The organism is Flavobacterium limi (genome assembly GCF_010645075.1).
Lineage (GTDB): Bacteria > Bacteroidota > Bacteroidia > Flavobacteriales > Flavobacteriaceae > Flavobacterium > Flavobacterium limi.
This window is the reverse complement of sequence record NZ_JAADZV010000002.1, coordinates 487,451-511,862: the sequence shown is the minus strand read 5'-3', so window position 1 is coordinate 511,862 and position 24,412 is coordinate 487,451. Positions and strand designations below refer to the sequence as shown.

The following is a 24,412-nucleotide window of genomic DNA, read 5'->3' as shown; positions in this document are numbered from 1 at the left end:
AGATTCTGCAGATTAAAGCAGATTTAATAAGATTTTTATTTTTTGTTTATCAATCTGAAATTGCACTAAAGATTCATAAACAATATTTTCAATCTTTGCCGAGCTACTAACGGAAATCACTCGTCCCTCCGGATGACAAAAATGAGAATAAAACTTTGCGTTTCTGTGACTTTGCGAGATTAAAAACAGACTTAATTTATTATCTGCGCACATCTGTTTAAATCTTTTTAAAATCTGCGTGAAACCTTCATAATCCATCTCAAAATCAGAATGTGATCTACATCACGTAATCAATTTTTATAGTCGGCGTTCCTTTGTATTGTACTTTTAAATACAATAAAAATGGAAACAACAAATTTTAGAATCGTAAGCTCAGACAGCAGCGTAGCATGGACCGGCAGAAAAGTGACCGGTGCACATAATGGTACAATTGGTATCAAAGAAGGTAATTTTATCCTGAATGAAGGAAAAGTAAAAGGCGGTACAATTGTTATTGATACAGCATCTATCAAAATTTTGGATATAACAGATCCTGACACAAACACACAATTCGCGGGTCATCTTGCTTCGGATGATTTTTTCTCCATCGAAAAATTCCCAACTGCAGCTTTTGATATTCTTTCTGTAAAAGAAGTATCAGACAGCATTTTTTATCTTGAAGGCAATCTTACCATAAAAGATATTACACATACTACAGGTTTTGAAGCAGCGTTGGAAAATCACGGAAATGCCATTTCACTTACCGGTAAACTGGTTATTGACCGTACGAAATACGATATCAGATTCCGCTCAGGAAACTTCTTTAAAGATTTAGGCGATACGTTAATTTACAATGACTTTGATCTCGATTTTAACATCACTGCCGAAGCATTTTCAGAACAATCTAAAAACTAAAGCCATGCCTTACGTAAAAATCGAATTGACCCGCGAAGGAGTAACCCGCGGGCAAAAACAGGAATTAATCAGTGGGATAACCAATTTGATTACAAATGTATTAAACAAAGACCCGCATTTAACCCATATCGTGATTCAGGAAATTGATTTAGACGATTGGGGCTACGCGGGGGAACAAGTATCCGTATTAAGAGAAAAAGGCATTACAGCCAATAAAAAATAAACATCATGAAAAAACAAACTATAATAGTAACCGGAGCAGCTTCGGGTATCGGAAAAGGAATTGCAAAATACTTTTTAGACAGAGGGGATAATGTGGTAATCAATTCGGTAACAAAAGCTTCATTAGAAAGTGCTTATAATGAATTTGGCGCAGGAGATAATTTAGCAATGTATGCGGGAGATATAAGTGATAAACAAACAGGTAAAGAATTAGTGAGAATTGCAATCGAAAAATTTGGTTCTGTAGATGTACTGGTTAACAATGCCGGAATCTTTGACAGCAAACCATTTCTGGAAGTTGATGAAGCTTATCTGGATAAATTTTTGACCACAAACCTAAAAGGAACTTACTTTACAACTCAGGCTGTTGTTCCTCAAATGCTGGAACAAAAAGGCGGTGTTGTCATTAATATCGGAACCCCTTTGGTAAACCACGGATTGGGCGGATGGCCGGCTTCGGCTCCTGTAGCGAGTAAAGGCGGAATTCATTCGCTGACGATTCAATTAGCAGCCGAATTCGGAAAACAAAATATTCGTTTTAACACTGTTGCTCCGGGAGTAATCAGGACTCCAATGCATGGCGATAAAGTTGATCAGAGTGCCGGTGTCCATTTACTGAACAGAGTAGGGGAAATTGATGACGTTGCCGAAATGGTTTATACAGTAGCAAAAAGCAATTTCATTACCGGTGCCATCATCAATGTTGATGGTGGAAAAGCTGCGGGGCACAATTTAAACTAAAATGAAAAAACTGTTTTATTAACCGCTTTTATGCTTTGGACATTTCAAGGCATAAAAGCTCAAAATACAATCAAAATGGATAACCAAACAGAAGTAGCTGCTATTACAGCGGCAATAGAAAACTATTATTTTAAAGGAATTTACGAAGGAGATGAAAAACTTTTAGGAAGTATTTTTCATCCCGGAACATTACTTTTTGGCGATGTAAAAGGGGAGCCTTATTTCAAAACTATAGATTTATATCTGGAAGGCGTGAAAAACAGACAGAGCCCAAAAGATTCAGGAAAGCCTTTTAAAGGAGAAATTTTGAATATAAAAGTAGTAAACTCAATTGCTGTAGCAGAATTAAATCTAAAAATGTACGATTTTAATTATCGGGATTTTTTATCTTTCCATAAGATTAACGGAAAATGGCTCATTGTCAATAAAATGCTAACGGATTTAAGTGAATAAATTTTAAACGCAAAGTCATGTGGTACAATACAAAAGCAACAGAACTACTTGGAATTCAATATCCAATACTTCAGGGACCATTCGGAGGTAATTTATCATCGGTAGCGTTAACAGCTGCCGTTTCAAATGCCGGAGGACTTGGCGGATACGGAGCTTATACGATGAGTCCGCAGGAAATTTTTGAAACCGACAAACAGATTAAACAGGCGACCAATAAACCTTACAACCTAAATTTATGGGTTTCTGATCATGATATTTCTGAATCGGGTTTAACAGACGAACAATTTAATAAAACCAAAGAATTATTTAAACCTTATTTTGATGAAGCAGGAATTCCGTTACCGGAAAAACCGGCTTCCTTTCAATCCCGATTTGAAAACCAGCTCGAAGTTATTTTGAAAGTAAGACCTAAAGTATTCAGTTTTATGTTTGGTGCACTGCAGGAAGATGTTTTAGAACAATGCCGAAAATTAGGAATTGTCACAGTTGGAGCAGCAACCACTTTAGACGAAGCTGTTTTTTTAGAAAATTCCGGTGTTGATATGATTATTGCTTCCGGTTTTGAAGCAGGGGGTCATCGTCCTTCTTTTTTGGCTTCTGCCGAATCATCGGTTACCGGAACTTTTGTTTTATTACAGTTGATCAGGGAAAAAGTAAAAATTCCGGTGATTGCAGCGGGCGGAATCGCAAATGGGAAAGGTGTTGCAGCGGCACTGGCTCTTGGCGCAAGTGCAGCTCAGATTGGCACAGCATTTTTAGCCGTAGACGAATCTAATGCATTGCCTGTCCACAAGCAGATGTTGTTCTCAGATGCTGCAAAATATACAACTTTGTCCCGTGCCTACACAGGAAGGCTTGGCCGGGGAATAACCAGCAGAATTGCCAAAGAACTCATAGGAAAAGAAGCAGGTATTTTGCCTTTCCCTTTACAGACTACTTTTATGTCTCCATTGCGAAAAGCAGCTTTAGACCAGCAAAAATGGGATATGATTTTATTTTGGGGAGGTCAGATTGCACCCATTTTAAAACATACAAAAGCCAGCGAATTGATGCAGGCATTAATTAGTGAAACAACTGCTTATTTTGAGGATTTGAAAATGAGGTAAATTCATTTTTTAAAACCGTAACATTATTCACTGTTAATATCGAATGAAAGTGTTTATTTTAGATTTTAGACAGTTGAATCAAAAATCGTCATTTATAGTGATATACGGAATGTAATCCTGAATTAACTTTACTTCAATTAAAAACACAAAAAGTTTTAAAAGAAAGGTGATAACAATTAAAGGCGAGATTTTCTTATTATTAGTTCTAAAAATGATGTTGATAGGTCATAATAAAATGTATTTTCTTAACATATGTCAATTTAAATCTGTTTCCCTTTGTTTTTCTTTGTTTTCGAAATGGCGTAATGATATTCTTGCGCTCAAATAGTATCAAATATTTTAAAGCCAATTAATTATGAAAATCCAAACAGCCAGGTTTTTTTTAGTGCTTCAGTTTATCAGTTTATTTCTCATAGCCTCATGTCAGGGAGATGACTCAAATGAAGTAACTCCTGATCCCGAATTAGAAAATGCCCAATTGAAAAGCTTTCCTTTATCTGAAACTTCCCATCTGAATATAAAAATAGTGCATCCTGAGATAGTGAATGGAGAGGAAAAAAAATATGGTGAAATTGAAATTACGATTCCGGCATCGCATCAGAGTCTGATGCTGAGTTTAAAACAATTCGATTTAGATAACAACAAATACAGCATTTCTCCGTCAATTGGCGACCAGCAGGATTTTTCAAAAGGAGCGGTTATCTACACGATATCATCCAATTTTCACGAAGATAAAAGTGTGCATTACAATGTAAAGGTTGTAATTGAAGCAGCCCCTGTAAACACGAATTCGAAAATTACGGGCTTTAGTTTTGAGAAAAGCAAAAATCCTTCTTTAGAATCTACTATAAATGCCGTAAAAATTGTAGAGTACGAAAACTATTCTGAAAATGCGATTTATATACTAGTGCCGGTAGGAACAGATTTTTCTAAATTAACACCAACCATCACTTTTGATGCTGCCAAATTGTACTACAGTTTAGGTCCTGAATTTAAGCCTTACACATCAAATACGATGGTTGTAGATTTTAAATACCCAAAACATTTCTATTTGCAGGCAGAAAATTCAAATGGCAATAAATCTAAAGTTTATAATGTGATAGTAGATGTTAAAGACCCAATCAAGTTTGAACAGCTTCCGGTTATCACGCAAAATGTAAAAGCAGGTGACGGCTCTACGACACAGTATTTTGCTGCAGTTGCCAAATGGACAAACCAGGGAAACCATCCAATCAAAGGAATGGCTGTCGAAAGTTATAAAAACAAAACGTTCCCGTTTGTTTATACCGGTGATGCGAACACTATTACTGCTATTCTTTCAAATCCTGTTGTGGGGATCGATGGCGTTCTTCCGGGAGAAAAGGGGGATGTAAATATAACGGTTAAAAGAATGTCTATTACAGGAAAATATACCACAACAGCTGAATTTGCACCTACTTTTAATTTTAACAATTATACAATACATAACTGGCCAGTTACAGACAGGGTAGAAGGAATTTTTAATACGGCAGAGCTAAAGGTCGAAAGTACGATCTCCGAATAGATAAGGAAGCAAAAATACTTTGATTTGTCCCCACTGCAAAGTGTTTTTAAAATGTGCATCGTTTCAGACTTTGCACATTTTTTTTATTCGCATAAATTCAGAGTGCTTTAAATTAAAACTTTGAATCATCAATTATAGAGTAGCAGATCCTAATAATTTAAAACCTTAGCCATGAAAAAAATGTATGTTATTTTATGCTGTTGTCATTGACGGTTTGCTGTTCTTTGGATTTAACGATCAATGTTAACGGTTCAGATGGAACTTCAAGTTTACCACAAAAAGGTAGTAAATCAACAATTAATGTTGTCCCAAAAGATATCGATTATTCAAAAAAATCACATCATAGGGACATGGACTGGGAAATTTCAGTTGCAGATTGATCTTGCCATACAATTTAAAATAAAAAAAGCTTCAGAGAAATCTGAAGCTTTTTTTCTAGTAAGTAGTCCGTGGGGGAATCGAACCCCCCTTACCAGGATGAAAACCTGGCGTCCTAACCGATAGACGAACGGACCTGCTTTGCTATTGCGGGTGCAAAAGTGCAACAAATTTTAAAATACACCAAATGTTTTTTTAAAGAAAGTGGCAAAATAATACTGTGAATATTCTGCTTAAAAATAATGAGTTGTAAAGAAGTCACTATTTTTTCGATGCATTTGTTTGATTGATAATGGGTTGTTTTATATCGAAAAATGAGTTGACGAAGTTTTTTATCAAATAATGCATTTCAATAAATTTTAAAATTATTTTAGAAATTATTGTTTTTGAAAGAATATGCTTAAATATTTTTCATTGCGTTTCGGACATAAAAACAACAAACACTACTTTTTTAAGTATCTTTTTTACCTTAGAAGCGGAAAAAAATTAATCATCACCTTTCTGAATTATATTCAGTTCCCTATTAAAAGAATTTCTATATTTTTTGATGTATTCAGAAGGTTTCATTCCAAATAATTTTACGAACTGCTGACGGAAATAGCGCTGATCTTCTATACCCACCTGAGGGCCAACCTGCGCAATATTGATATTTTCAGTAAGCATAATGACCGCGGCTCTTCTGATTCTGATAGATCGGATAAAACCATTTACAGTTTGTCCGGAAATTGCTTTAATCTTTTTGTAAAGACTCGAATGGCTCATACCCATTGCAGCAGAGAAACTCTTTAGGTTAAATTCGCTGTTTTCAAGATTGGCTTCGACGATTTCGATACATTTGTCCAGAAATTCCTTGTATTCAAGTGGAACCTTATTTACATTTTCACGAAGGGTTATACTGTCAAGGAAATACTTGCGCAATTGTCCTCTGTTTCTAAGGACAGCATCAACACGGGCCAAAAGTATATTACTGTCAAAAGGTTTGGTTACATAATCGTCAGCTCCTTCAGTGATGCTCTGCAAATGAATATCATTGCTGGTTGTAGCCGTAAGGAGTATCACCGGGATATGACTTGAATCATCATTTTGTTTGATTTCTTTGCATAAGTCCAAACCGTTCATGCCTTCCATAGAAATATCGCTCAGTACAATGTCAGGCATGTGTTTTTGGACCAGTTTCAGTCCTTCAATTCCATTTGCTGCCGAATAAACAATATAATTTTTGGAAAAAAGCTGTACAAGATAATAGTTCATTTCCGGATTGTCTTCCACAATTAACAATACTCTTTTTGTACTTATTAATTCTTCATTTATGTTTTCAGGCTTTGATGGCTGATCATTGTCATTATTTGCGTTTTCAGGCGGCATTCCTTCCAAAAGCTCACCTACAATAGGCGACATTTGCGGATGACTTTCGTTAATATTCATTGCTGTAAAATGGCTTTTTCCTTTTGGAAGTACAATAGTGAACGAAGTACCTTTTCCGACTTTACTTGTACACGTTATTTTGCCATAATGTTTATTCACAAAATACCTGGCAACATAAAGACCAATTCCAAACCCATTACTGCTTTTAGACTGAATCTGTTTGAATTTTTCAAAAATAGTGTCAATATCATTCTCATGAATTCCGCTGCCGGTATCCGATATAATAATAGAAACATCAGCCTCTTTTTCGACTAACTTAATACTTATAGTTCCTTTATTGGGTGTGAACTTGAAAGCATTAGAGATTAAATTAAATAGTGTGATTTCTATTTTTTCATAATCGCCATATATTTCAGTGGGTGTTTTTTCTTCAATAAACTGATAATTTAAGTTTTTAACTGCTGCCATTTGCGTAAAGCTGTCATAGATTTCACGGCAAAGACTATTTAAATTAATCTTGGAAATTTTGAGTTCATCAAGATCTGTTTCTGCTTTTCTGAACAGCAGTAACTGATCTGTGAGGCTCAATAACCTTTTAGCATTTTTATAGGCGAGATTCAGATCAAGATCATCTTCAGGAGTATTTTTTCTGTCAATGGTACTTTTTAGCGGATTTATGATTAAAGACAGCGGAGTGCGCAGTTCATGTGCCATATAGGTAAACATGGAAAACTGTTTTTCAGCATGCTCCTTATCTTTTTTGTGCTCCATACGGGTAAGTTTTATTTCATAGCGAAGTCTTTCCTTGTTTTTATGATAATCTACATAAGCATAAATTGCACCGATTACAGCAATCAGATAAAAGGTATATGCCCACCATGTTCTGTACCATGGCGGAAGGATTTTTACTGTCGCCAGAATTACTTCATTCGTCCAGTTTCCAAAAACATCGGTGGTTTTTACTTTAAAAGTATAAGTTCCTTCTGTTAGTCTGGAATAATTTGCCCTGTTATTTTTTGAGGTATAATTCCAGTCTTTATCCCATCCTTCGAGAAAATAAGCGGTATTGATCTTTTCGGAGTTGACATAATCCAGATAAACAAAATCAAAACTCAATGCCGATTTATCATAAGGAAGCTCGGCTTCGCTTATCATTTCAAGCTTTTTTTCTGTGATATAAGGACTATCCAGTTTTAACGGCTGATTGTTTACCAACAAATCATTTAATAAAAATTTGCCCGTATTTTTTTTGTCTTTGATATTGTCAGGATCAAAAACATTGAATCCGTTTATACCGCCAAAAACAAATTCTCCTGTTGATAGTTTGGTGCTGGAATTCCAACTAAACTGAGTGCCCTGAAGTCCATCAGATATCCCAAAATTTCTAAAAGTATTGTTTTTTGGATTCAGTCTTGAAATCCCGTGATAGGTACTCATCCATAAATTTCCTTTTTTGTCTTCTAAAAGACGAAGTATCGTATTGCTCGAAAGACCGTTTTGTATAGTGTATTTTTTTGAAATACCAGTTTTTCGGTTGTATAAAAGCAGACCGCCTTCTACAGTACCAATCCAAAGATTTTTGTTTTGATCTTCAGTGATGCATCTGACGTTATAATCAGAATGATGGCTTTTTACTATCTTTGTTTTTGGATCTATTTCAAAAAAAGAATTGAATGTTCCGCCCCAGATTTTTCCGTCTTTAGTTTCATGAAGGCAGGTAACATCGCGCAAAGCAGTACTGTAGCAGACAAATTTATTTTGTCTTCTGTCAAATTGATATAATGCTCCGTTATTCGTAACAGCAAGCCACAGCGTTTTTTTAGAATCTAAAAAGAGCAGCCAGGATTCCTGTTCAGCTTTTTTAGTGAATTGATTGTAAATTGAAAAATTCTGAATTGCCTTTGATTTTGGATCAATACGACAGACTCCGCCTTTCCACATAGCCACCCAGATAGCATTATCAGAATCCCTGACGATACTTGTAACAAAATTACTTTGAATTTTTCTGCCGGAAGCTGATGTTGTAGAATACACATCATAAGTATTTTGTTTTCTGTTCCAATATCGCATTCCGGCACCATCAGTACCAATCCAGATATTTTTCTTTTCATCTTCGCAGAAAGAAAGCATGAAGTTTGCGGCAGGATCTTCGTCTTCTTTATTAGTTTGTTGCGACTTGCTTTTAAAATGATTAAAGTCGAGCGGTTTTTTTCCCATCATGCTTACACCCCCACGCAGGGTTCCGAACCACATTTCTCCGTTTTTGCTTTCGAATATATCATAAAGTGACTTACTCTTAAGTAATGAAACAGGACCAGTTGCCTTATATAAAACAGGAGCAGACTGGTTTTTTGTAATAGTATAAAGACCCGTGCCGTCAGTGGCAATCCACAGACGATTCTCTTGTTGAAAAAAATCACGTACAGATGTTTTTTCCGGAAAATAATTTTTAGAATACGTATTCCGGCTCTCATTATATAAGTAAGCACCCTCATCAGAGCCTACCCAGAGTCCTTTATTGGTCAACTTTATACAATTTGCGACTGTGATTTTATTGTTGAGAAGTGTTATTTTATTTGATTCAACATCATATTTGCAAAGACCGGATCCAGTTACAAAAACATAAAATATATTCTTCTTTGTATCATAAGCTATGGATCTGGCTATATAGTTTAATTTTCCATTAAAAGGTATTGCCGTTCCAATTTTATCACCTTCTTTAAAAAGTATGATTGCCTGTTTTGTCGCAACGAGAATAATATTTTGAGAATGTACAGCAATTATTTCGTAAGCAGTAATTTTTAAGGGTTTGGCTTTTTTATCAATTCCAAAATACTTCAATGGAGTAAAACAGGAACGCTCAGCATTAAAAATAACAGGGCCTGCCGTTGTACCTATCCACAAATTATTTTTATTGTCGCCTTCAATACAGCTTATAGCATTTCCCTGAATAGAATTAGGGTCTGTATGGATATGGCGGTAGATCTTAAAGTCATTTCCGTCATATCTGTTAAGCCCGTCAAAAGTTCCAAACCACATATACCCATTTTGATCCTGATATATTGTTGCAACAGAATTATTAGAAAGGCCTGACGAAATATCTAGATGTTTTATTGGGTAATTCTGTCCAAATGTATTTAGAGAAAGTAAAATAACAAGAAGAAAAGACTTTAGCTTATTCATAGATTTTTTTAAAAGCTGTTCTTTCATATACGAAAAATAGAAGAAATGAGATCTGAATCTGGATCAATTTTTTTACATCAATATGGCGAAATCTGCCTATTTTGCGAAAGTAAAGAATTATTATATATTGATAAAAATCGTTGTGTTTTTTAGATTATTTACAAGTTGTGTTTTTATATGTTTTTGTATTGTAAAAGATTAAAAACCGAAGTCTTTTTAGTAAATGTTTAGAAATTATTGATTAAAAAGCGTAACCGCATTGATTATTAATATTTTGTTAAAATAATTGATAGTTCATTTTGTCATTTTTTTAGCACGAAAAACTAATAAGACATGTTTTTTGGGTCTATTCTATGGGTGTTTTTACGAAATTGTCCCCCTTTATAAACGAATTTTTCCCTGTCTTAAGAACTACCTGTGTCCTTAATTTGCAGGGTGAGTTGATAGGCTAAAATTGTTAAATAAATTATGTTTATTTTTCGTTAAAGCACACTAATCACAAACCCAACTCAAACAAAAACAAAATAAAAAAAGTATGAAAAAAATTTACAACAAATTTTTACTTTTATTATTACTTCTTCCTTTTTGTGTTTTCGCTCAGAGCACTGTAAAAGGAGTTGTTCTGGACAAAAGTACCGGACAACCAATACCAGGAGTAAATATAAAGGTATCACAAGGTAATTTAAGCATGAGTACGGATTTTGACGGTAAATTCCAGTTTAGCGGCTTGAAAGAACAAGCTCAAATTACTTTTTCATTTACAGGTTTCATAACTCAGGTTATTACTGTTGGAACCCAAAGAGACATTACTGTAACTCTTGAGGAAGATCCTAATTTACTTGAGGAAGTTGTGGTGCAAGTTGGATACGGTTCTGTAAAAAAGAAAGATGCAACAGGTTCTGTAGTATCACTTTCAACAAAAGATTTCAATAAAGGAAACAACATTACCACAGAAAACCTTCTTAACGGACGTGTAGCAGGTTTATCTATTAATTCTTCTGGTGCTCCGGGTTCCCTGTCAGAAATAAGAATCAGGGGAGGAAGTTCGCTTTTCGCCAGTAACAACCCATTAATCGTTGTTGACGGATTACCACTTGAGGGTTCAACAAATACAGGTTCTGCTTCATTTTTGGCATCTATAAATCCTGCTACTATTGAATCGATGACTGTCTTAAAAGATGCATCAGCCACAGCAATTTATGGATCACGAGCTTCTAATGGTGTTATCATTATTACAACAAAAAAAGGAAGCAATACCTTATCTGTTGATTATAATGCACAATATGCTGCCGGAAAACTTACTAATACAGTAGATGTTTTTAGTGCTGATGAATATCGCAGTCTTATTGCAGACAGAAGGCCTCAGGACTTAGGTAAATTAGGAAACGCAAATACAGACTGGCAAAAAGCCATCTACAGAAATACAGGATCTTTTGATCAGAGTTTAGCTGTTAGAGGAAGTTTATTCGATATTATTCCAACCAGCTTGACTATAGGAAACACCAATCAGGAAGGTTTACGTATAACCAATGAATTTAAAAGAAATACTGTCGGATTAGTAATGAATCCTTCATTTCTTGAAAATACCTTAAAAGTAAAGCTGTCTGCTAATTATGCTTACGAAAAAAACAGATTTACAGATGCTGTAGAAGGAACTGCTATTGGTTTTGACCCTACTCAGCCTATAAGAGTTGAAGGCGCACCATATGATGGTTTTTTTGAATATCTTAATGGTACTGTTGACGGTAACGGAAAACCCCGATTGGATCCAAATGCCGCCAGAAATCCGGTTTCTCAATTACTTAATACAAGGGATATTGCAACCAGTAACCGATTTTTTGGAAACATTGAAGTAGATTATAAACTTTACTTTTTCCCGGATGTAAGAGCAGTTGTAAATGTAGGTTTTGATGAATCTAATGGAGAAAGAAAAAGAAAGGTTAACCCAAATGCAGGTTCGGGCCCAAATATCGACAACATACCTTACGGTGCTAATGAATATACAGATGCTAAAAGACAAAATAAATTATTAGACACTTATTTAGTTTACAATAAAACTTTTGACTCATTAGTATTTGAATTAACAGGAGGTTATTCTTATCAAAGATTTGAAAGTTCAAGATTCGAGACCGGTAATATTTTAGACCCAAATCTACCGTCAACATTCCCTGAGACTACTTTGGATACTGAAACAGTCTTAATAGGATTTTTTGCCAGAACCAACTTAAACTTCAGAGATAAATACTTGTTGACTTTATCTTACAGAAGAGATGGTTCTTCAAGATTTGATAAAGAAAATCGTTGGGGTAATTTCCCTTCTGTAGCTTTTGCATGGAAACTTAAAGAAGATTTCTTTAAAGAAAGCAAAACTTTATCTGACTTAAAATTAAGATTGAGTTATGGTATTACAGGTCAGCAGGATATCCCTGAGCCAAACGGTTACCTTCAAAAATACGAAACAGGAACAGGAAACTCTCAATATTATCTGGGAACTGATCCGGTTACAATCGCACTGCCATACAAACGAACAAATGGTTTGAAATGGGAAGAAACAACTACATACAATGCCGGTATAGATTTTGGATTTTTAGAAAACCGCATTTCGGCAAGTTTAGATATGTATTACAAAGATTCTAAAGATTTATTAGCCAATGTAGCAATCTCAGACGGAAGTAATTTTTCTAACAGGGTATACCAGAATATAGGTAGCTTTACTACTAAAGGAGTGGAACTTACAGTAAATGCAACTGCCATTAAAACTGAAAATTTCTCATGGAATGTTAATTTTAATGCCTCTAAATTTGAAAGAAGAATTAATGAATTAGCTTTTGGTTCCGATATCTTTTTAGGAGACAATATCACAGGAAACGGAAGTACTGCTCAAATTTTCAGAGAGGGATACACTCCATATTCTTTCTACGTATACAAACAATTGTATGATACTGCAGGAAAACCAATCGATGGTGCTTTTGCTGATTTGAACGGTGATAATATCAAGAATGATGCTGATAAATACATTTTTAATAATCCGGATCCGGATGTTATTCTAGGATTTGCATCAAATATGAATTACAAAAAATTCGATTTCTCATTCAATTTAAGAGCAAGTATTGGTAACAATATATTTAATGGAATGGATGCTTCAAGAGCACAATATAACGGTTTGATAAGTAATGGAATTTTAAGTAATATTCCAACTCAGGTAAAAGAAACTAACTTTCAGACAACTTCTAATGTTGTAATGTCTGATATTTATGTGGAAAATGCTTCATATTTAAAAATGGACAATATTTCATTAGGATATACTTTTGATAAAGTCATAAATGAAAAAGTGTCTTTAAGATTATCAACTGGGGTTCAAAACGTTTTTGTAATTACAAAATACAGTGGTTTAGATCCTGAAATTACAAATAACGGTGTTGATAAAACTATTTATCCAAGACAACGCACTTTCTTGTTCGGGGCCAACCTTAAATTTTAATAAAATGAAAAAGTATATAATAACTATTATAGCATTAGCTACCGTTTTTCATTCTTGTACGGATGACATGAATGTTGTTTCTGAAGATGATGACGTACTTTCAGCTGATGTTTTATTTTCTACTCCGCAAGGGTATCAAAAAGCGTTAGTAGGGGTATATGGAAACCTTAGTCTTACAGGAACTCAGGGACCTGTTTTTTCTTCATTAGAAGGTTTAGCTGCCGGAACAAGCCAGTATGTAAGATGTTTACTGAACTTGCAGGAACTGACAACAGATGAAATGATATGGAGTTATGAAAATGACGAAGGAACTGCAGAATTACAAAGAAGTATATGGACAGCTGCAAATCCTGTTATTTTAGGAATGTATAGCCGAACAATGGCTTCTGTAGCTTATGCCAATGATTTTTTGCGTGAAAGTACACCTGAAAAATTAAGAGCAAGAAATATTACAGATGCCGCTGCTGTAGCGGAAATTGAACTTTACAGAAAAGAAGTTCGCGTTTTAAGAGCTTATGCATATTATAATATGATGGATCTCTTTGGAAAAGCGCCTATGTATACAGAAAATGATCCTTTAAATTTTGCAGGACCTGAGTATGACAGAAAACAATTGTTTGATTTTATCGAATCAGAATTAAAAACTGTTTTACCAGATTTAAAACCGGCAAGAACCAATGTATACGGTAGATTAGACCAGTCTATGGCACGTATGATCCTGGCAAAAATATATTTGAATGCTCAGGTATATACACAAACCAACCGATTTGATGATTGTATTACAATGTGTAACGAAATCATTGCAGGTGGATATACGCTTAAACCGAAATATCTGGAAAACTTTATGGCTGATAACCATACCTCTGAAGAAATGATTTTCACTATTCAGTCAGATGGAATTGCAACTCAAAACTGGGGAGGTACAACCTTTTTAATTAATGGTCAAATAGGACTATTAGAAAATAATGGAGGAGACTTTGGAACTAAGGGCTGGGGAGGTGCAATTCGTATCAGAAAACAATTTGTACAAAAATTTGACGGTGCAGAATTCAGCCAGGATGACAGAAATACTATCGGAACAGGTACTGAAAATCAAACAAGAACAATAGATATTGCGGATATTAGTGTGAATTCGCAAGGATATATTTTATCTAAATTCTCTAATAAAACTTCTGCTGGGGTTAATGGAAAACATGGTGAATTTTCGGATACTGATTTTCCATTATTCAGGTTAGCGGATGTTTACCTAATGTACGCAGAAGCTACCTTAAGAGGTGGAAATGGTACCATTGCCCAATCACTTGTTTATGTAAATAACCTGAGAGAAAGAGCCAATAATAACGCTACAACAGCAAACATTACGGCAAGCGAATTAAACCTGCAATTTATAATCGATGAAAGAGCACGCGAGCTGCACTGGGAAGGTCATAGAAGACAGGATTTAATCCGTTTTGGATTATATACGGGAGGAACTTACAACTGGGCATGGAAAGGAAATGCTGCAAGAGGAATTTCAATTGCTTCTTTCAGAAGACTATTTCCAGTTCCTCAGGCAACATTGGGAGCTAATAAAAACTTAACTCAAAATACAGGTTACTAAAAAATCCTTTTTTAAAAATATAAAAGATAAAAAAATGAAAAATATTTATAAAATTTTTATTGCTGTAGCGATACTTGCAGGATTATGGTCTTGTGAAAACGAAGAAAATTTAATGATTTTAAAACCTCAGGAAGCAGCTTTCTCAATCATTACACCAGAAGGTGGTTCTGAAATTATTCTTAATGAAGCTACTCCAGCCAATACTGCCCTTACTGTAACCTGGGAAAAAGTAAGTTACGGAACTCCAACTGTTGTAACTTACATTGTTCAACTTGCAGCACATGATACTGAATTTGCAGCACCTGTTGATGTTACATCTTCAACTTCGACTTATTCTACCATTGATGTTGCGGAACTTAATACAAGAGCTTTGGAACTTGGATTAGCGCCAAATGTTGAAAGCTCGATTGATGTAAGGATTAAAGCGACTGCAGGAGTAGCAAATGCTGAACCTAAATACTCAGATGTTATCACCATTTCAGTAACCCCATACGGAAGTTTAGAAATACCTGTTGAAACTTTGTATTTAGTAGGTGATGCCACTGCAGCAGGCTGGAATCTTAACAACGGTAATATGCCGCTTTTTACAGATCCTAATAATAATACAAAACATTATTATACTGGATATTTTAAAGCACATGCAGACGGGTTTAAATTACTAGGAAAAATTGATTCATGGTTGCCTGCCTATGGTCATGACGGAACCGCAGTGGTAAAAAGAACATCTTTTGAACAAAATGATCCAAGCAGTTTCCCAATTCCTACTGATGGTTATTATACTTTCGAAGTTAATACTCAGGATTTAACATATAAACTTGCTGACTACACTGGATCAACTGCAACTACCTATAGCGAAATTTTTTATTCAGGCAGCACTATTAGCGGAGATGACAATAATTGGAGCGAACATATCGCTTTGACAAAATCAACATTTAATCCTCACATCTGGAAAGCTTCAGGTCAAACCTTAAAAGAAGGAAATATGAAATTCCATACTGATGGATGGGCTAAAGAATGGGGAAATAATGGTGGAAACATATTTGTTAAAGCAGGAAAATATGATATTTGGTTTAACGATTTAGATGGGCGTTATACTTTCATCAAAGTACAATAAATCAATAAAATAAGTATAAGCCTCAAATTCCTATTATTTGAGGCTTATTATTCCTCTTTTTTAAAATTATATTTAAAAAAAAACAAAAAGTTATACGTACTGGGGTGCTATTTTAAAAAGTTAATTTTTAATAACTACTTTACATATGGCGATAAAAAACTTACATATATGAAAAAACATATAAAATTTCTTGGTTTGCTTGTAATAACAGCAATTCAATTTTCTTGCTCAGGCGACGATGACAAAGCTCCAGGTGTTGCTCAGCCACCTGCCGATGATACTTTTATCAGAGCTTCTGATATTTCTTATCTTCCTGAGATGGAGGCTGTTCAAACGAAGTTCTACAATAATGGCAAGGAAGAAGACATGCTTACAACACTTAAAAATGCTGGTTGTAATACAGTGCGAATCCGTTTATGGAAAAAACCTGTGAATGGCCGTTCTGGTCTTGCTGAAGTGAAAGCTCTGGCAGAAAGGTCAAGAAGAGCAGGTCTTAGAGTTTGGTTAACTGTACATTACTCTGATCACTGGGCAGATCCGGGTGTTCAGACAACTCCTGTAGAGTGGAAAGACTTATCTTTTGACGATTTAAAAACTGCCGTTACAACTTACACAGAAACAATCATTAAAGAAATCAATCCTGATATTATTCAGATCGGAAACGAAATCAACAGCGGATTGCTTTGGCCACAAGGACATTTAATAGACAATGAGCAACAATGCATTGCTTTATTGACAGCTGCAAGCCAGGCTGTTCGTGCAAAATCAGCAAATGCAAAAATCATGATTCATTATGCAGGTATAAATGGAGGTGGTACTGATTGGTTTTTCAACAAAATGAAAACTATCGATTATGACTATGTAGGATTATCATATTACCCTATGCATCACGGAAAAGATCTGACTGAAGTAGCCTCTACAATTGATGCCCTTGGAGAAAAATATGGTAAAAAAGTCGTGATTGCAGAAACATCTTATCCTTTTACATTCTTATATAATGATTTTACGAACAACATTATAGGTAATAATACACAAATAATACCTGAATATCCGGCAACTCCTGCAGGACAAAAGGCTTTTGTTCTTGCTGTAAGAGCTTCGGTTGAAGCGTCAGAACATGGACAAGGATTTGCTTACTGGGGTGGAGAATGGGTTGCTTTTAGAGGAAAACAATCTGCATATGGTTCTACTTATGAGAATCAGGCGTTGTATAGTTTTGATAATCAGGCTTTATCAGTAATGCAGGCTTTCGCCAGGTAATAAAGCATGAAAAAGCATTTTAAAATAGTACCTTTTTTGCTTGTCATAACACTTGTATTTACTTCATGTAAAACAAAAATGGCAAGTAAAGAAGGTTCTTTTTCTAAAGGAGCCGATGTGGGCTGGTTACCACAAATGGAAGCAACAGGCTATAAGTTTTATGATGCAGATGGTTCTGAAAAGGATTGTCTGCAATTATTAAAAGACAGAGGAATCAATTCCATTCGTTTGCGCGTTTGGGTAAATCCCAATACTGATAAAGCCAGCGGGCACTGTAGTCCCCAAGAAACAGTTGTCATGGCGGTTCGCGCGCAAAAGATTGGAATGCGTATTATGATCGATTTTCATTACAGCGATTCGTGGGCTGATCCCGGCAAGCAAAATAAACCTGCTGCATGGGCAAAACATTCTTTTCCGGAATTGTTGACCGATGTGTACAATCATACCTATGATGTGCTGAAACTGTTAAAAAAAGCAGGAGTAACTCCGGAGTGGGTTCAGGTTGGAAATGAAATTCCAAGCGGAATGCTTTGGCCGGAAGGACATACAGATAACTTCGCTCAACTGGCGCAATTGCTCAATAAAGGATATGAGGCTACAAAAGCAGTAGATTCAAAAATTAAAGTTATCGTGCATCTGGACGAAGGAAACAAAAACGAAAAATTCAGGTGGTTTTTTGACAAAGCAACAGAACTGAATGTAAAATACGATGTAATTGGTCTTTCATATTATCCGTTTTGGCTAAAAACCGATTATAAGGAAAACATCGCTGATTTGGAAAATAACCTAAAAGATATGGCTTCCCGTTACAATAAAGAAGTAATGGTGGTTGAAGTCGGTGGTGATTATACATTACAACAAAACACCAAAGAACTGCTTGAAGCCACAATAAAAGCCGTGAAAAATGTACCGGATAATAAAGGATTAGGCGTTATTTACTGGGAGCCTCAAGGTGCGAAAAGCTGGAGCCAATATCAGCTAAATGCATGGCAGGAGAACGGAAAACCGTCACCGGCTCTGGATGCTTTCAAAAATTAGAATTTTAAATAAAATTTACTATTAAGATCAAGTTGGTTAAGTTCAGCTTAATTTTCTTGACAATTCTTAACTTCATATCTTAATGGTGAAAAAAATAAACAGAAAATGAAATTAATTTTTAGATCAATCCTATTCTTATTTCTGCTGATTTTTTTGTCAGGAAAAATGATGTCACAGACTGTTGTTTTAAAAGATAACTGGCGTTTTTCTAAGGAAGTAAAAGAAGATGCTTTTGCTGTAGGTTTTGATGCTTCCAAGTGGGATAAAGTCAGTGTGCCTCATGATTGGGCAATTTACGGCCCTTTTGATAAAGAATGGGATAAGCAGGTTTCGGCAATTGAACAAAACGGAGAAAAAATCCCAACTGAAAAAACAGGCCGTACCGGTTCGCTTCCGCATATTGGAACAGGCTGGTATCGAAATACATTTACTATTCCGGAATTTAAAAAAGGAAAAAAAGCACTCCTTGTTTTTGAAGGCGCTATGAGTGAACCTCAGGTTTTTTTAAATGGAAAACAGATAGGAAAATGGGGATATGGCTACAGCTATTTTTCTATTGATATCACCAATGAACTTGTTGTTGGTAAAGAAAATTTATTGGCTGTAAAACTCACAAATATGCCATTTTCTTCAAGATGGTATCCGGGAGCCGGTCTTTACAGAAAAGTTAGTGTTGTTGTAAGTGAGGAAGAACGTTTTGCCCAATGGGGTACTTTTATTACCACTCCGGACATGAAAGACAACAATGCTGTTGTCGATATTAAAGCAGAGTTTCATGGTAGTAACGTATCAATGGAAACCCAAATAAAGGATGCCAACAATAAGGTAATAGCAACACAAAAAAATACTGAAACAAAGGATGGTAAATTCCATCAGACAATTTTAGTTGGCAAACCTAATTTGTGGAGTCCTGAAACGCCTTATTTGTACACAGCGGTAACCAAATTATATGCAGCAGACGGAACTTTAAAAGACGAGCAAAATATAAAATTTGGTATCCGATTTATTAAATATGAACCTCATGTAGGATTCAGTCTTAACGGAAAAATAACCAAATTCAAAGGAGTTTGTCTTCATCATGATTTAGGGCCTCTTGGTGCAGCTATAAACAAAGCGGCACTTAAAAGACAATTGACGATTCTAAAAGATTTAGGATGTAATGCGATTCGCAGTTCTCATAATATGCCTTCTTTTGAACAGCTTGAACTGGCTGACGAAATGGGTTTTATGTTTCTTGCAGAAAGTTTTGATGAATGGGCAAAGCCAAAAGTAGAAAACGGATATCATCGTTTTTTTAGTGAATATGCTGAAAAAGACATAGTAAATCTAGTAAGAGCCACGCGAAATCATCCTTGTATCGTAATGTGGAGTTCAGGAAATGAAGTTCCGGATCAATGGGGAGCTGAAGGCGTAAAACGTGCCAGATGGCTGCAGGATATTTTTCATCGTGAAGACCCAACAAGACCTGTGACTGTTGGTATGGATCAGGTAAAAGCAACTATGGAATCTGGTTTTGGGGCTTTGCTGGATATTCCGGGATTAAATTACAGGGTTCATCTTTATGAAGAAGCGTATAAAACATTTCCACAGGGATTTATATTAGGTTCTGAAACGGCTTCAACAGTAAGTTCAAGAGGTATTTATAAGTTCCCTGTTGTAAAGGAGAAGAATAAACAATACCCTGATTTTCAGAGTTCGTCCTATGATCTTGAAGCTTGTAGCTGGTCCAATGTTCCGGATGAAGATTTTGTATTACAGGATGATAAACCGTGGGTTATTGGAGAATTTGTGTGGACAGGTTTTGATTATTTAGGAGAACCGACGCCTTATGATGAAAAATGGCCGTCAAGAAGTTCTTATTTTGGAATTTCAGATTTAGCAGGACTTCCTAAAGATCGTTTTTATCTGTACAGAAGCAGATGGAATACGAAAGATAAAACCCTTCACATTTTGCCACACTGGAACTGGAAAGGAAGAGAAGGAGAGATCACGCCGGTTTTTGTTTACACGAGTTATGACAGCGCAGAGCTTTTTGTAAACGGAAAAAGCATGGGAGTGCAGAAAAAAAATAATTCAACTCCGCAAAACCGTTATCGATTAATGTGGAATGATGTGAAATATGAGCCAGGAACAGTAAAAGTGGTAGCTTTTGATTCCAATGGAAAAAAAGCTGCCGAAAGTGAGGTTAAAACAGCCGGTGATCCTTATAAAATTGTGCTCAATGCAGATCGTAAAACAATCAAGGCGGATGGAGAGGATATTTCTTTTGTAACTGTTTCGGTAGTAGATAAAAATGGAATTCCATGTCCTGTAGCAGATAATGAACTGCAGTTTAAAGTAACCGGAGCTGCAACCTACAGAGCTGCATGCAATGGTGATGCAACATCTTTAGAGATATTTCATCAGGATCATATGAAGCTTTTTAGCGGTAAATTGGTGGTTTTAGTTAAGACAATCGAAACAGCAGGTGCAATCCAGTTAGAAGTAACAGGTAAGGGGCTTCAGAAAGGGAAAATAAATTTGAAGTCAGAACGCTAATTAATTTTCTGCAAATATTTATTTTACAAAATGAATTAACTTTATTGAATCATACAACAAAGCCTGAGAATTATGTTCTCAGGCTTTTTTTTTTATTGTCTAAAGGAAAATACGTTGCCAGTAGATTCAAAGTAGTTTCATAAATTGTTTTACGTCTCACTTTTGCAAGTAACCAGCACAAGAAACTCATAATTAGAATATCTTTCGGACCGTTTTGTGCTGTCATTATAAAATCTTCTACTGCTTTTTCAAATTTTTGGGTCTGTATGATTTCAGGTTTGATAACATATTGTTCTGCAAACAAAAGATATTGAACCACACGTTCTTCATTTACCGTTAAAAGATATTTTTTATAACGTCTCTTAAAACTTTTTATACGGGATAAAGCCAGTTCTGTGTTGTCTTGTTGAGCGTGCAGAAGGATTTCAATGAGACACTTTTTTATTGTCCAGTCAATTCCCATCTTTTTTTCGTACCAGCTGTCTGTATGGTTTAATTTTGCCATTTCTTTTAGGGCATTACGTCCGGCATTCTGCTGTATATAAAAAACGGTAAGCATAATTCGAAGGTCGTTACTTTCGTTAGGATCTGCTTTTTTGTTTGAAGAAAGGGCTTTTTCTGCAATTTCTATTGCTTTTTGGGCATTACCAAGATAATTTTCATTAAAAGCTAATAATAAAAAATACCTGAGAGAGAATCGCTCATAATACTTTCCGGATTGTTTTTGTAATTCTGCAAACATCAAATTGAGATAACTCAAAGACTCGGTAAACTGACCATTCCTAAAATAGAAATTAGCTATAAAATATAAAATGTAGATATGATAGTACAAATTCCTGTCTGTCAGATCGGTTTTTTTGCTAATGAACCGATAGCTTTTAAGAACAAAAGGCTGTATAAGGGAGAAGTTGTTGTTTATGGAAGCATATTCGTTGGCGATAAATAATATTTGATACAGTGATTTAAAAGTCAGTCCCTGTTTCAAAGAGATTCCATGTGCTTCAATAGTATTTTTTATAAGGGATTGAAAATCGGTTATTCGGCCTTCATGATAAATAGCCGCAAGTTCCCGACGCAAAACAGCATAACCTAAATTGAGATGTTCTTCATGTTCTAACTGCTTTTTGTTTGTTTTAAATTTTTCTATTATTTTTTCGATTGGCTCTGACAGATTGAAATGTGCAAATTGTATCTGAGTCAGATAAATTTCATTAAGAAGACTAAAATGTTCTATATTCAAAGCAATATCTTCGGCCTTTGCCAGACATTTGAAAGCTGTTTTTATAAGTTTATGTTCAAAAAACAACCGGCTTACCACAATAAGGCGAAGTACAGCATTTTCTTGTGAAGTATCATTTTCAAAACTTCGGTTAGCTATGAAATCAATCATGTTGTCATAAAGCCTTTTTCTGAGAGCATGATAAGCATCGATACTTTTTTTATCTTTTAAATTCTTTTTGTTTGATTTTATATCATCAGTTTTTAAAGAATTAAATAATGCTACATTTCCTGTGTCTTTACGCTTATTCTTTTTTGAAAGATACTGTATAAATGCTATTTTTTCAGCTTCATTCATCGTATTTGCTACTTCCTGTAGTGCATTCATAAATATGTTTTTGCTGGGATAAAAGTAATAAAATGTATTTTTATATCATCAGTTTTTTTGATAAATTGATTTTCATAGTTCCTGTTTCATGCTGATATTTGCTTCATAATTATAAAAACATAAAAATTATGGAACCGCTAAAATCAAATGAATCAAACAACAATTCAGAATCAAAAAACGCAAAATTTACTAACGGGTATCCTGTAAAGCCAAGTGCAGCTTTTGTGGGAGCATCCTGGATGACGTTACTTATTGGTATCACTTCCTATTGTATAGGTCTTTATAATTCGGATATGGCTTACAACGAGAAAGGATATTATTTTACAATTCTTCTCTTCGGACTTTTCTCTGTAATATCAGTGCAGAAAAGCGTACGTGACAAACTGGAAGGAATACCCGTAACCGATTTGTATTATAGCCTCAGCTGGTTTAGTACCATTGCAGCTGTAGTATTGCTAATAATAGGTCTTTGGAATGCTGATTTACTACTAAGCGAAAAGGGATTTTTTGGAATGTCTTTTGTATTAGGAATGTTTTCTGCCCTTGCTGTGCAAAAAAACACCCGTGATCTTAAACAATTTGAATCGGCTACTATATAATTTTTAGCGGGGAGCCTCATTACTGTTACAGAAATGTACAGTTTTGGGGTTTTTCTAACTTTTAGTAAAACAAAAAAAGCTCCGGATTTCTCCAGAGCTTTGAAATTTCAAATTATTTATAAACTTCTTTTAATTCCTAATTCAAGCCCGCGTAATTCGGCTAAACCTCTTAAACGACCAATGCCTGAATATCCCGGATTTGTTTTTTTCTTCAGATCATCCAGCATCTGGTGGCCGTGATCAGGTCGCATGGGAATAACTCTGCCTGTTTGTTTTTCTATCTTTACGATAGATTTCACCACTTCGTACATATCCACATCTCCTTCTAAATGGTTAGCCTCATAGAAATTTCCTTCCTCATCGCGTTGTGTGCTTCTTAGGTGGATAAAATTCATTTTTTCACCATTGCGGTCAATCATTCCTGATAAATCATTTTTGGCAATTACACCATAAGATCCTGTACACATACAGAATCCATTTGAAGGAGAATCAATAGCATTTAGCAACTGCACTAAGTCAGCTTCTGTACTTACGACTCTTGGCAATCCTAAAATCGGATAAGGAGGATCGTCTGGGTGGATTGCCATTTTTACGCCCACACTTTCAGCTACCGGTACAATTTCACGAAGGAAATAATATAAATGTTCTTTTAGTTTATTGGCATCAATGCCATCATAATCTTCAAGTACTTTTAGGAAATCCTCTACGGTATAAGATTCTTCTGCACCTGGCAGTCCAGCAATGATGTTTTGCTGTAATTTTATTTTATCAGCATCAGTCAGTTTTTCAAAAGTTGCTTTTGCTTTTGCTTTTTGTGCATCTGTATACGTTTCTTCTGCTCCCGGGCGTTTTAGAATGAATAATTCAAAAGCAGCAAATTCATTGATATCAAAACGCAAAGCTTTAGAACCATCAGGCATTTCGTATGACAAATCGGTTCTGGACCAGTCTAAAACCGGCATGAAATTATAACAGACAATATGAACACCGCAGGCTGCCAGGTTTTTGATACTTTGTTTATAGTTTTCTATGTATTTCAAATAATCACCTGTTTGTTTTTTGATATCTTCATGCACCGGAATACTTTCTACAACTGAAAAAGTCAATCCGGCAGCCTCTACTTCATTTTTCCGTTTCATGATTTCATCAACTTCCCACACCTGTCCATTTTTGATGTGGTGTAAGGCAGTCACAATTCCGGTAGCTCCGGCTTGTCTGGCATCAGCTAATTTTACCGGGTCATTCGGCCCGTACCATCTCCATGTTTGTTCCATAATTATTCTTAATTGTT

Annotated in this window: 17 protein-coding genes and 1 tRNA gene; 14 read left to right on the top strand and 4 right to left on the bottom strand. The window is 35.3% G+C overall.

Going from position 1 to position 24,412, the window contains the following annotated elements; translation table 11 throughout:
• The first annotated feature begins 342 nt into the window (after window positions 1-342).
• From GXM16_RS06650 to GXM16_RS06620, 7 genes are all read left to right on the top strand, one after another.
• Window positions 343-894 (top strand): YceI family protein, encoded by a 552-nt coding sequence (locus GXM16_RS06650; protein WP_163393614.1) that lies wholly within the window; start codon window positions 343-345, stop codon window positions 892-894.
• 4 nt (window positions 895-898) lie between these two features.
• Window positions 899-1,117 carry a tautomerase family protein gene (locus GXM16_RS06645; RefSeq protein ID WP_163393613.1) on the top strand — a complete coding sequence of 73 codons (219 nt, stop codon included), beginning with the start codon at window positions 899-901 and terminating at the stop codon, window positions 1,115-1,117.
• Window positions 1,118-1,122: 5 nt separating this feature from the next.
• Window positions 1,123-1,857: an SDR family NAD(P)-dependent oxidoreductase gene (locus GXM16_RS06640; protein ID WP_163393612.1), complete on the top strand. Its 735-nt coding sequence runs from the start codon at window positions 1,123-1,125 to the stop codon at window positions 1,855-1,857.
• A gap of 75 nt (window positions 1,858-1,932) precedes the next feature.
• Entirely contained in the window at window positions 1,933-2,310 is a 378-nt protein-coding gene (locus tag GXM16_RS06635; protein ID WP_229684215.1) for a nuclear transport factor 2 family protein, read from the top strand.
• A 17-nt stretch (window positions 2,311-2,327) separates the two neighbouring features.
• Window positions 2,328-3,416: an NAD(P)H-dependent flavin oxidoreductase gene (locus GXM16_RS06630; protein WP_163393610.1), complete on the top strand. Its 1,089-nt coding sequence runs from the start codon at window positions 2,328-2,330 to the stop codon at window positions 3,414-3,416.
• Window positions 3,417-3,771: 355 nt separating this feature from the next.
• Entirely contained in the window at window positions 3,772-4,959 is a 1,188-nt protein-coding gene (locus GXM16_RS06625) for a hypothetical protein (protein ID WP_163393609.1), read from the top strand.
• 194 nt (window positions 4,960-5,153) lie between these two features.
• On the top strand, window positions 5,154-5,339 hold the full coding sequence (locus tag GXM16_RS06620) for a hypothetical protein (RefSeq protein WP_163393608.1): 186 nt from the start codon (window positions 5,154-5,156) through the stop codon (window positions 5,337-5,339).
• A 63-nt stretch (window positions 5,340-5,402) separates the two neighbouring features.
• Here the strand turns inward: GXM16_RS06620 and GXM16_RS06615 are convergent.
• Both GXM16_RS06615 and GXM16_RS06610 read right to left on the bottom strand, forming a co-directional pair.
• Window positions 5,403-5,474 (bottom strand) — tRNA-Glu (locus tag GXM16_RS06615).
• A gap of 349 nt (window positions 5,475-5,823) precedes the next feature.
• On the bottom strand, window positions 5,824-9,885 hold the full coding sequence (locus GXM16_RS06610; RefSeq protein WP_163393607.1) for a hybrid sensor histidine kinase/response regulator transcription factor: 4,062 nt from the start codon (window positions 9,883-9,885) through the stop codon (window positions 5,824-5,826).
• Between the two features lie 535 nt (window positions 9,886-10,420).
• On the opposite strand from GXM16_RS06610, the gene GXM16_RS06605 reads away from it, so the two are divergent.
• The 6 genes from GXM16_RS06605 to GXM16_RS06580 all read left to right on the top strand — a co-directional run bounded on the left by GXM16_RS06605 (window position 10,421) and on the right by GXM16_RS06580 (window position 20,916).
• Window positions 10,421-13,366 carry a SusC/RagA family TonB-linked outer membrane protein gene (locus GXM16_RS06605; RefSeq protein ID WP_163393606.1) on the top strand — a complete coding sequence of 982 codons (2,946 nt, stop codon included), beginning with the start codon at window positions 10,421-10,423 and terminating at the stop codon, window positions 13,364-13,366.
• A 4-nt stretch (window positions 13,367-13,370) separates the two neighbouring features.
• Window positions 13,371-14,966, top strand: a complete 1,596-nt coding sequence (locus GXM16_RS06600; RefSeq protein ID WP_163393605.1) for a RagB/SusD family nutrient uptake outer membrane protein — start codon at window positions 13,371-13,373, stop codon at window positions 14,964-14,966.
• A gap of 34 nt (window positions 14,967-15,000) precedes the next feature.
• Window positions 15,001-16,080, top strand: coding sequence for a SusE domain-containing protein (locus GXM16_RS06595; protein ID WP_163393604.1), 1,080 nt, complete (start codon window positions 15,001-15,003; stop codon window positions 16,078-16,080).
• A gap of 168 nt (window positions 16,081-16,248) precedes the next feature.
• Window positions 16,249-17,340, top strand: coding sequence for a glycoside hydrolase family 53 protein (locus GXM16_RS06590; RefSeq protein WP_163393603.1), 1,092 nt, complete (start codon window positions 16,249-16,251; stop codon window positions 17,338-17,340).
• A 78-nt stretch (window positions 17,341-17,418) separates the two neighbouring features.
• Window positions 17,419-18,378 (top strand): glycoside hydrolase family 53 protein, encoded by a 960-nt coding sequence (locus GXM16_RS06585; RefSeq protein ID WP_229684217.1) that lies wholly within the window; start codon window positions 17,419-17,421, stop codon window positions 18,376-18,378.
• A 105-nt stretch (window positions 18,379-18,483) separates the two neighbouring features.
• Complete coding sequence (locus GXM16_RS06580; RefSeq protein WP_163393601.1) at window positions 18,484-20,916, top strand: DUF4982 domain-containing protein; 2,433 nt, start codon at window positions 18,484-18,486, stop codon at window positions 20,914-20,916.
• Between the two features lie 70 nt (window positions 20,917-20,986).
• On the opposite strand, the gene GXM16_RS06575 is transcribed toward GXM16_RS06580, so the two are convergent.
• Complete coding sequence (locus GXM16_RS06575; RefSeq protein WP_163393600.1) at window positions 20,987-22,522, bottom strand: tetratricopeptide repeat protein; 1,536 nt, start codon at window positions 22,520-22,522, stop codon at window positions 20,987-20,989.
• Window positions 22,523-22,650: 128 nt separating this feature from the next.
• On the opposite strand from GXM16_RS06575, the gene yiaA reads away from it, so the two are divergent.
• Window positions 22,651-23,121, top strand: a complete 471-nt coding sequence (gene yiaA / locus GXM16_RS06570; RefSeq protein ID WP_163393599.1) for an inner membrane protein YiaA — start codon at window positions 22,651-22,653, stop codon at window positions 23,119-23,121.
• Between the two features lie 116 nt (window positions 23,122-23,237).
• On the opposite strand, the gene uxuA is transcribed toward yiaA, so the two are convergent.
• The gene (uxuA, locus tag GXM16_RS06565) at window positions 23,238-24,395 is read right to left on the bottom strand and encodes a mannonate dehydratase (protein ID WP_163393598.1); all 1,158 of its coding nucleotides are present in this window, start codon (window positions 24,393-24,395) and stop codon (window positions 23,238-23,240) included.
• Window positions 24,396-24,412: the final 17 nt, after the last annotated feature.

Coding starts and splice junctions, on each gene's coding strand:
- GXM16_RS06605 (WP_163393606.1), top strand. CDS start 10,421: ATGAAAAAAATTTACAACAAATTTTTACTTTTATTATTACTTCTTCCT.
- GXM16_RS06575 (WP_163393600.1), bottom strand. CDS start 22,522: ATGAATGCACTACAGGAAGTAGCAAATACGATGAATGAAGCTGAAAAA.
- GXM16_RS06620 (WP_163393608.1), top strand. CDS start 5,154: ATGCTGTTGTCATTGACGGTTTGCTGTTCTTTGGATTTAACGATCAAT.
- GXM16_RS06650 (WP_163393614.1), top strand. CDS start 343: ATGGAAACAACAAATTTTAGAATCGTAAGCTCAGACAGCAGCGTAGCA.
- uxuA (WP_163393598.1), bottom strand. CDS start 24,395: ATGGAACAAACATGGAGATGGTACGGGCCGAATGACCCGGTAAAATTA.
- yiaA (WP_163393599.1), top strand. CDS start 22,651: ATGGAACCGCTAAAATCAAATGAATCAAACAACAATTCAGAATCAAAA.
- GXM16_RS06635 (WP_229684215.1), top strand. CDS start 1,933: ATGGATAACCAAACAGAAGTAGCTGCTATTACAGCGGCAATAGAAAAC.
- GXM16_RS06600 (WP_163393605.1), top strand. CDS start 13,371: ATGAAAAAGTATATAATAACTATTATAGCATTAGCTACCGTTTTTCAT.
- GXM16_RS06580 (WP_163393601.1), top strand. CDS start 18,484: ATGAAATTAATTTTTAGATCAATCCTATTCTTATTTCTGCTGATTTTT.
- GXM16_RS06585 (WP_229684217.1), top strand. CDS start 17,419: ATGGCAAGTAAAGAAGGTTCTTTTTCTAAAGGAGCCGATGTGGGCTGG.
- GXM16_RS06645 (WP_163393613.1), top strand. CDS start 899: ATGCCTTACGTAAAAATCGAATTGACCCGCGAAGGAGTAACCCGCGGG.
- GXM16_RS06610 (WP_163393607.1), bottom strand. CDS start 9,885: ATGAATAAGCTAAAGTCTTTTCTTCTTGTTATTTTACTTTCTCTAAAT.
- GXM16_RS06630 (WP_163393610.1), top strand. CDS start 2,328: ATGTGGTACAATACAAAAGCAACAGAACTACTTGGAATTCAATATCCA.
- GXM16_RS06625 (WP_163393609.1), top strand. CDS start 3,772: ATGAAAATCCAAACAGCCAGGTTTTTTTTAGTGCTTCAGTTTATCAGT.
- GXM16_RS06595 (WP_163393604.1), top strand. CDS start 15,001: ATGAAAAATATTTATAAAATTTTTATTGCTGTAGCGATACTTGCAGGA.
- GXM16_RS06590 (WP_163393603.1), top strand. CDS start 16,249: ATGAAAAAACATATAAAATTTCTTGGTTTGCTTGTAATAACAGCAATT.
- GXM16_RS06640 (WP_163393612.1), top strand. CDS start 1,123: ATGAAAAAACAAACTATAATAGTAACCGGAGCAGCTTCGGGTATCGGA.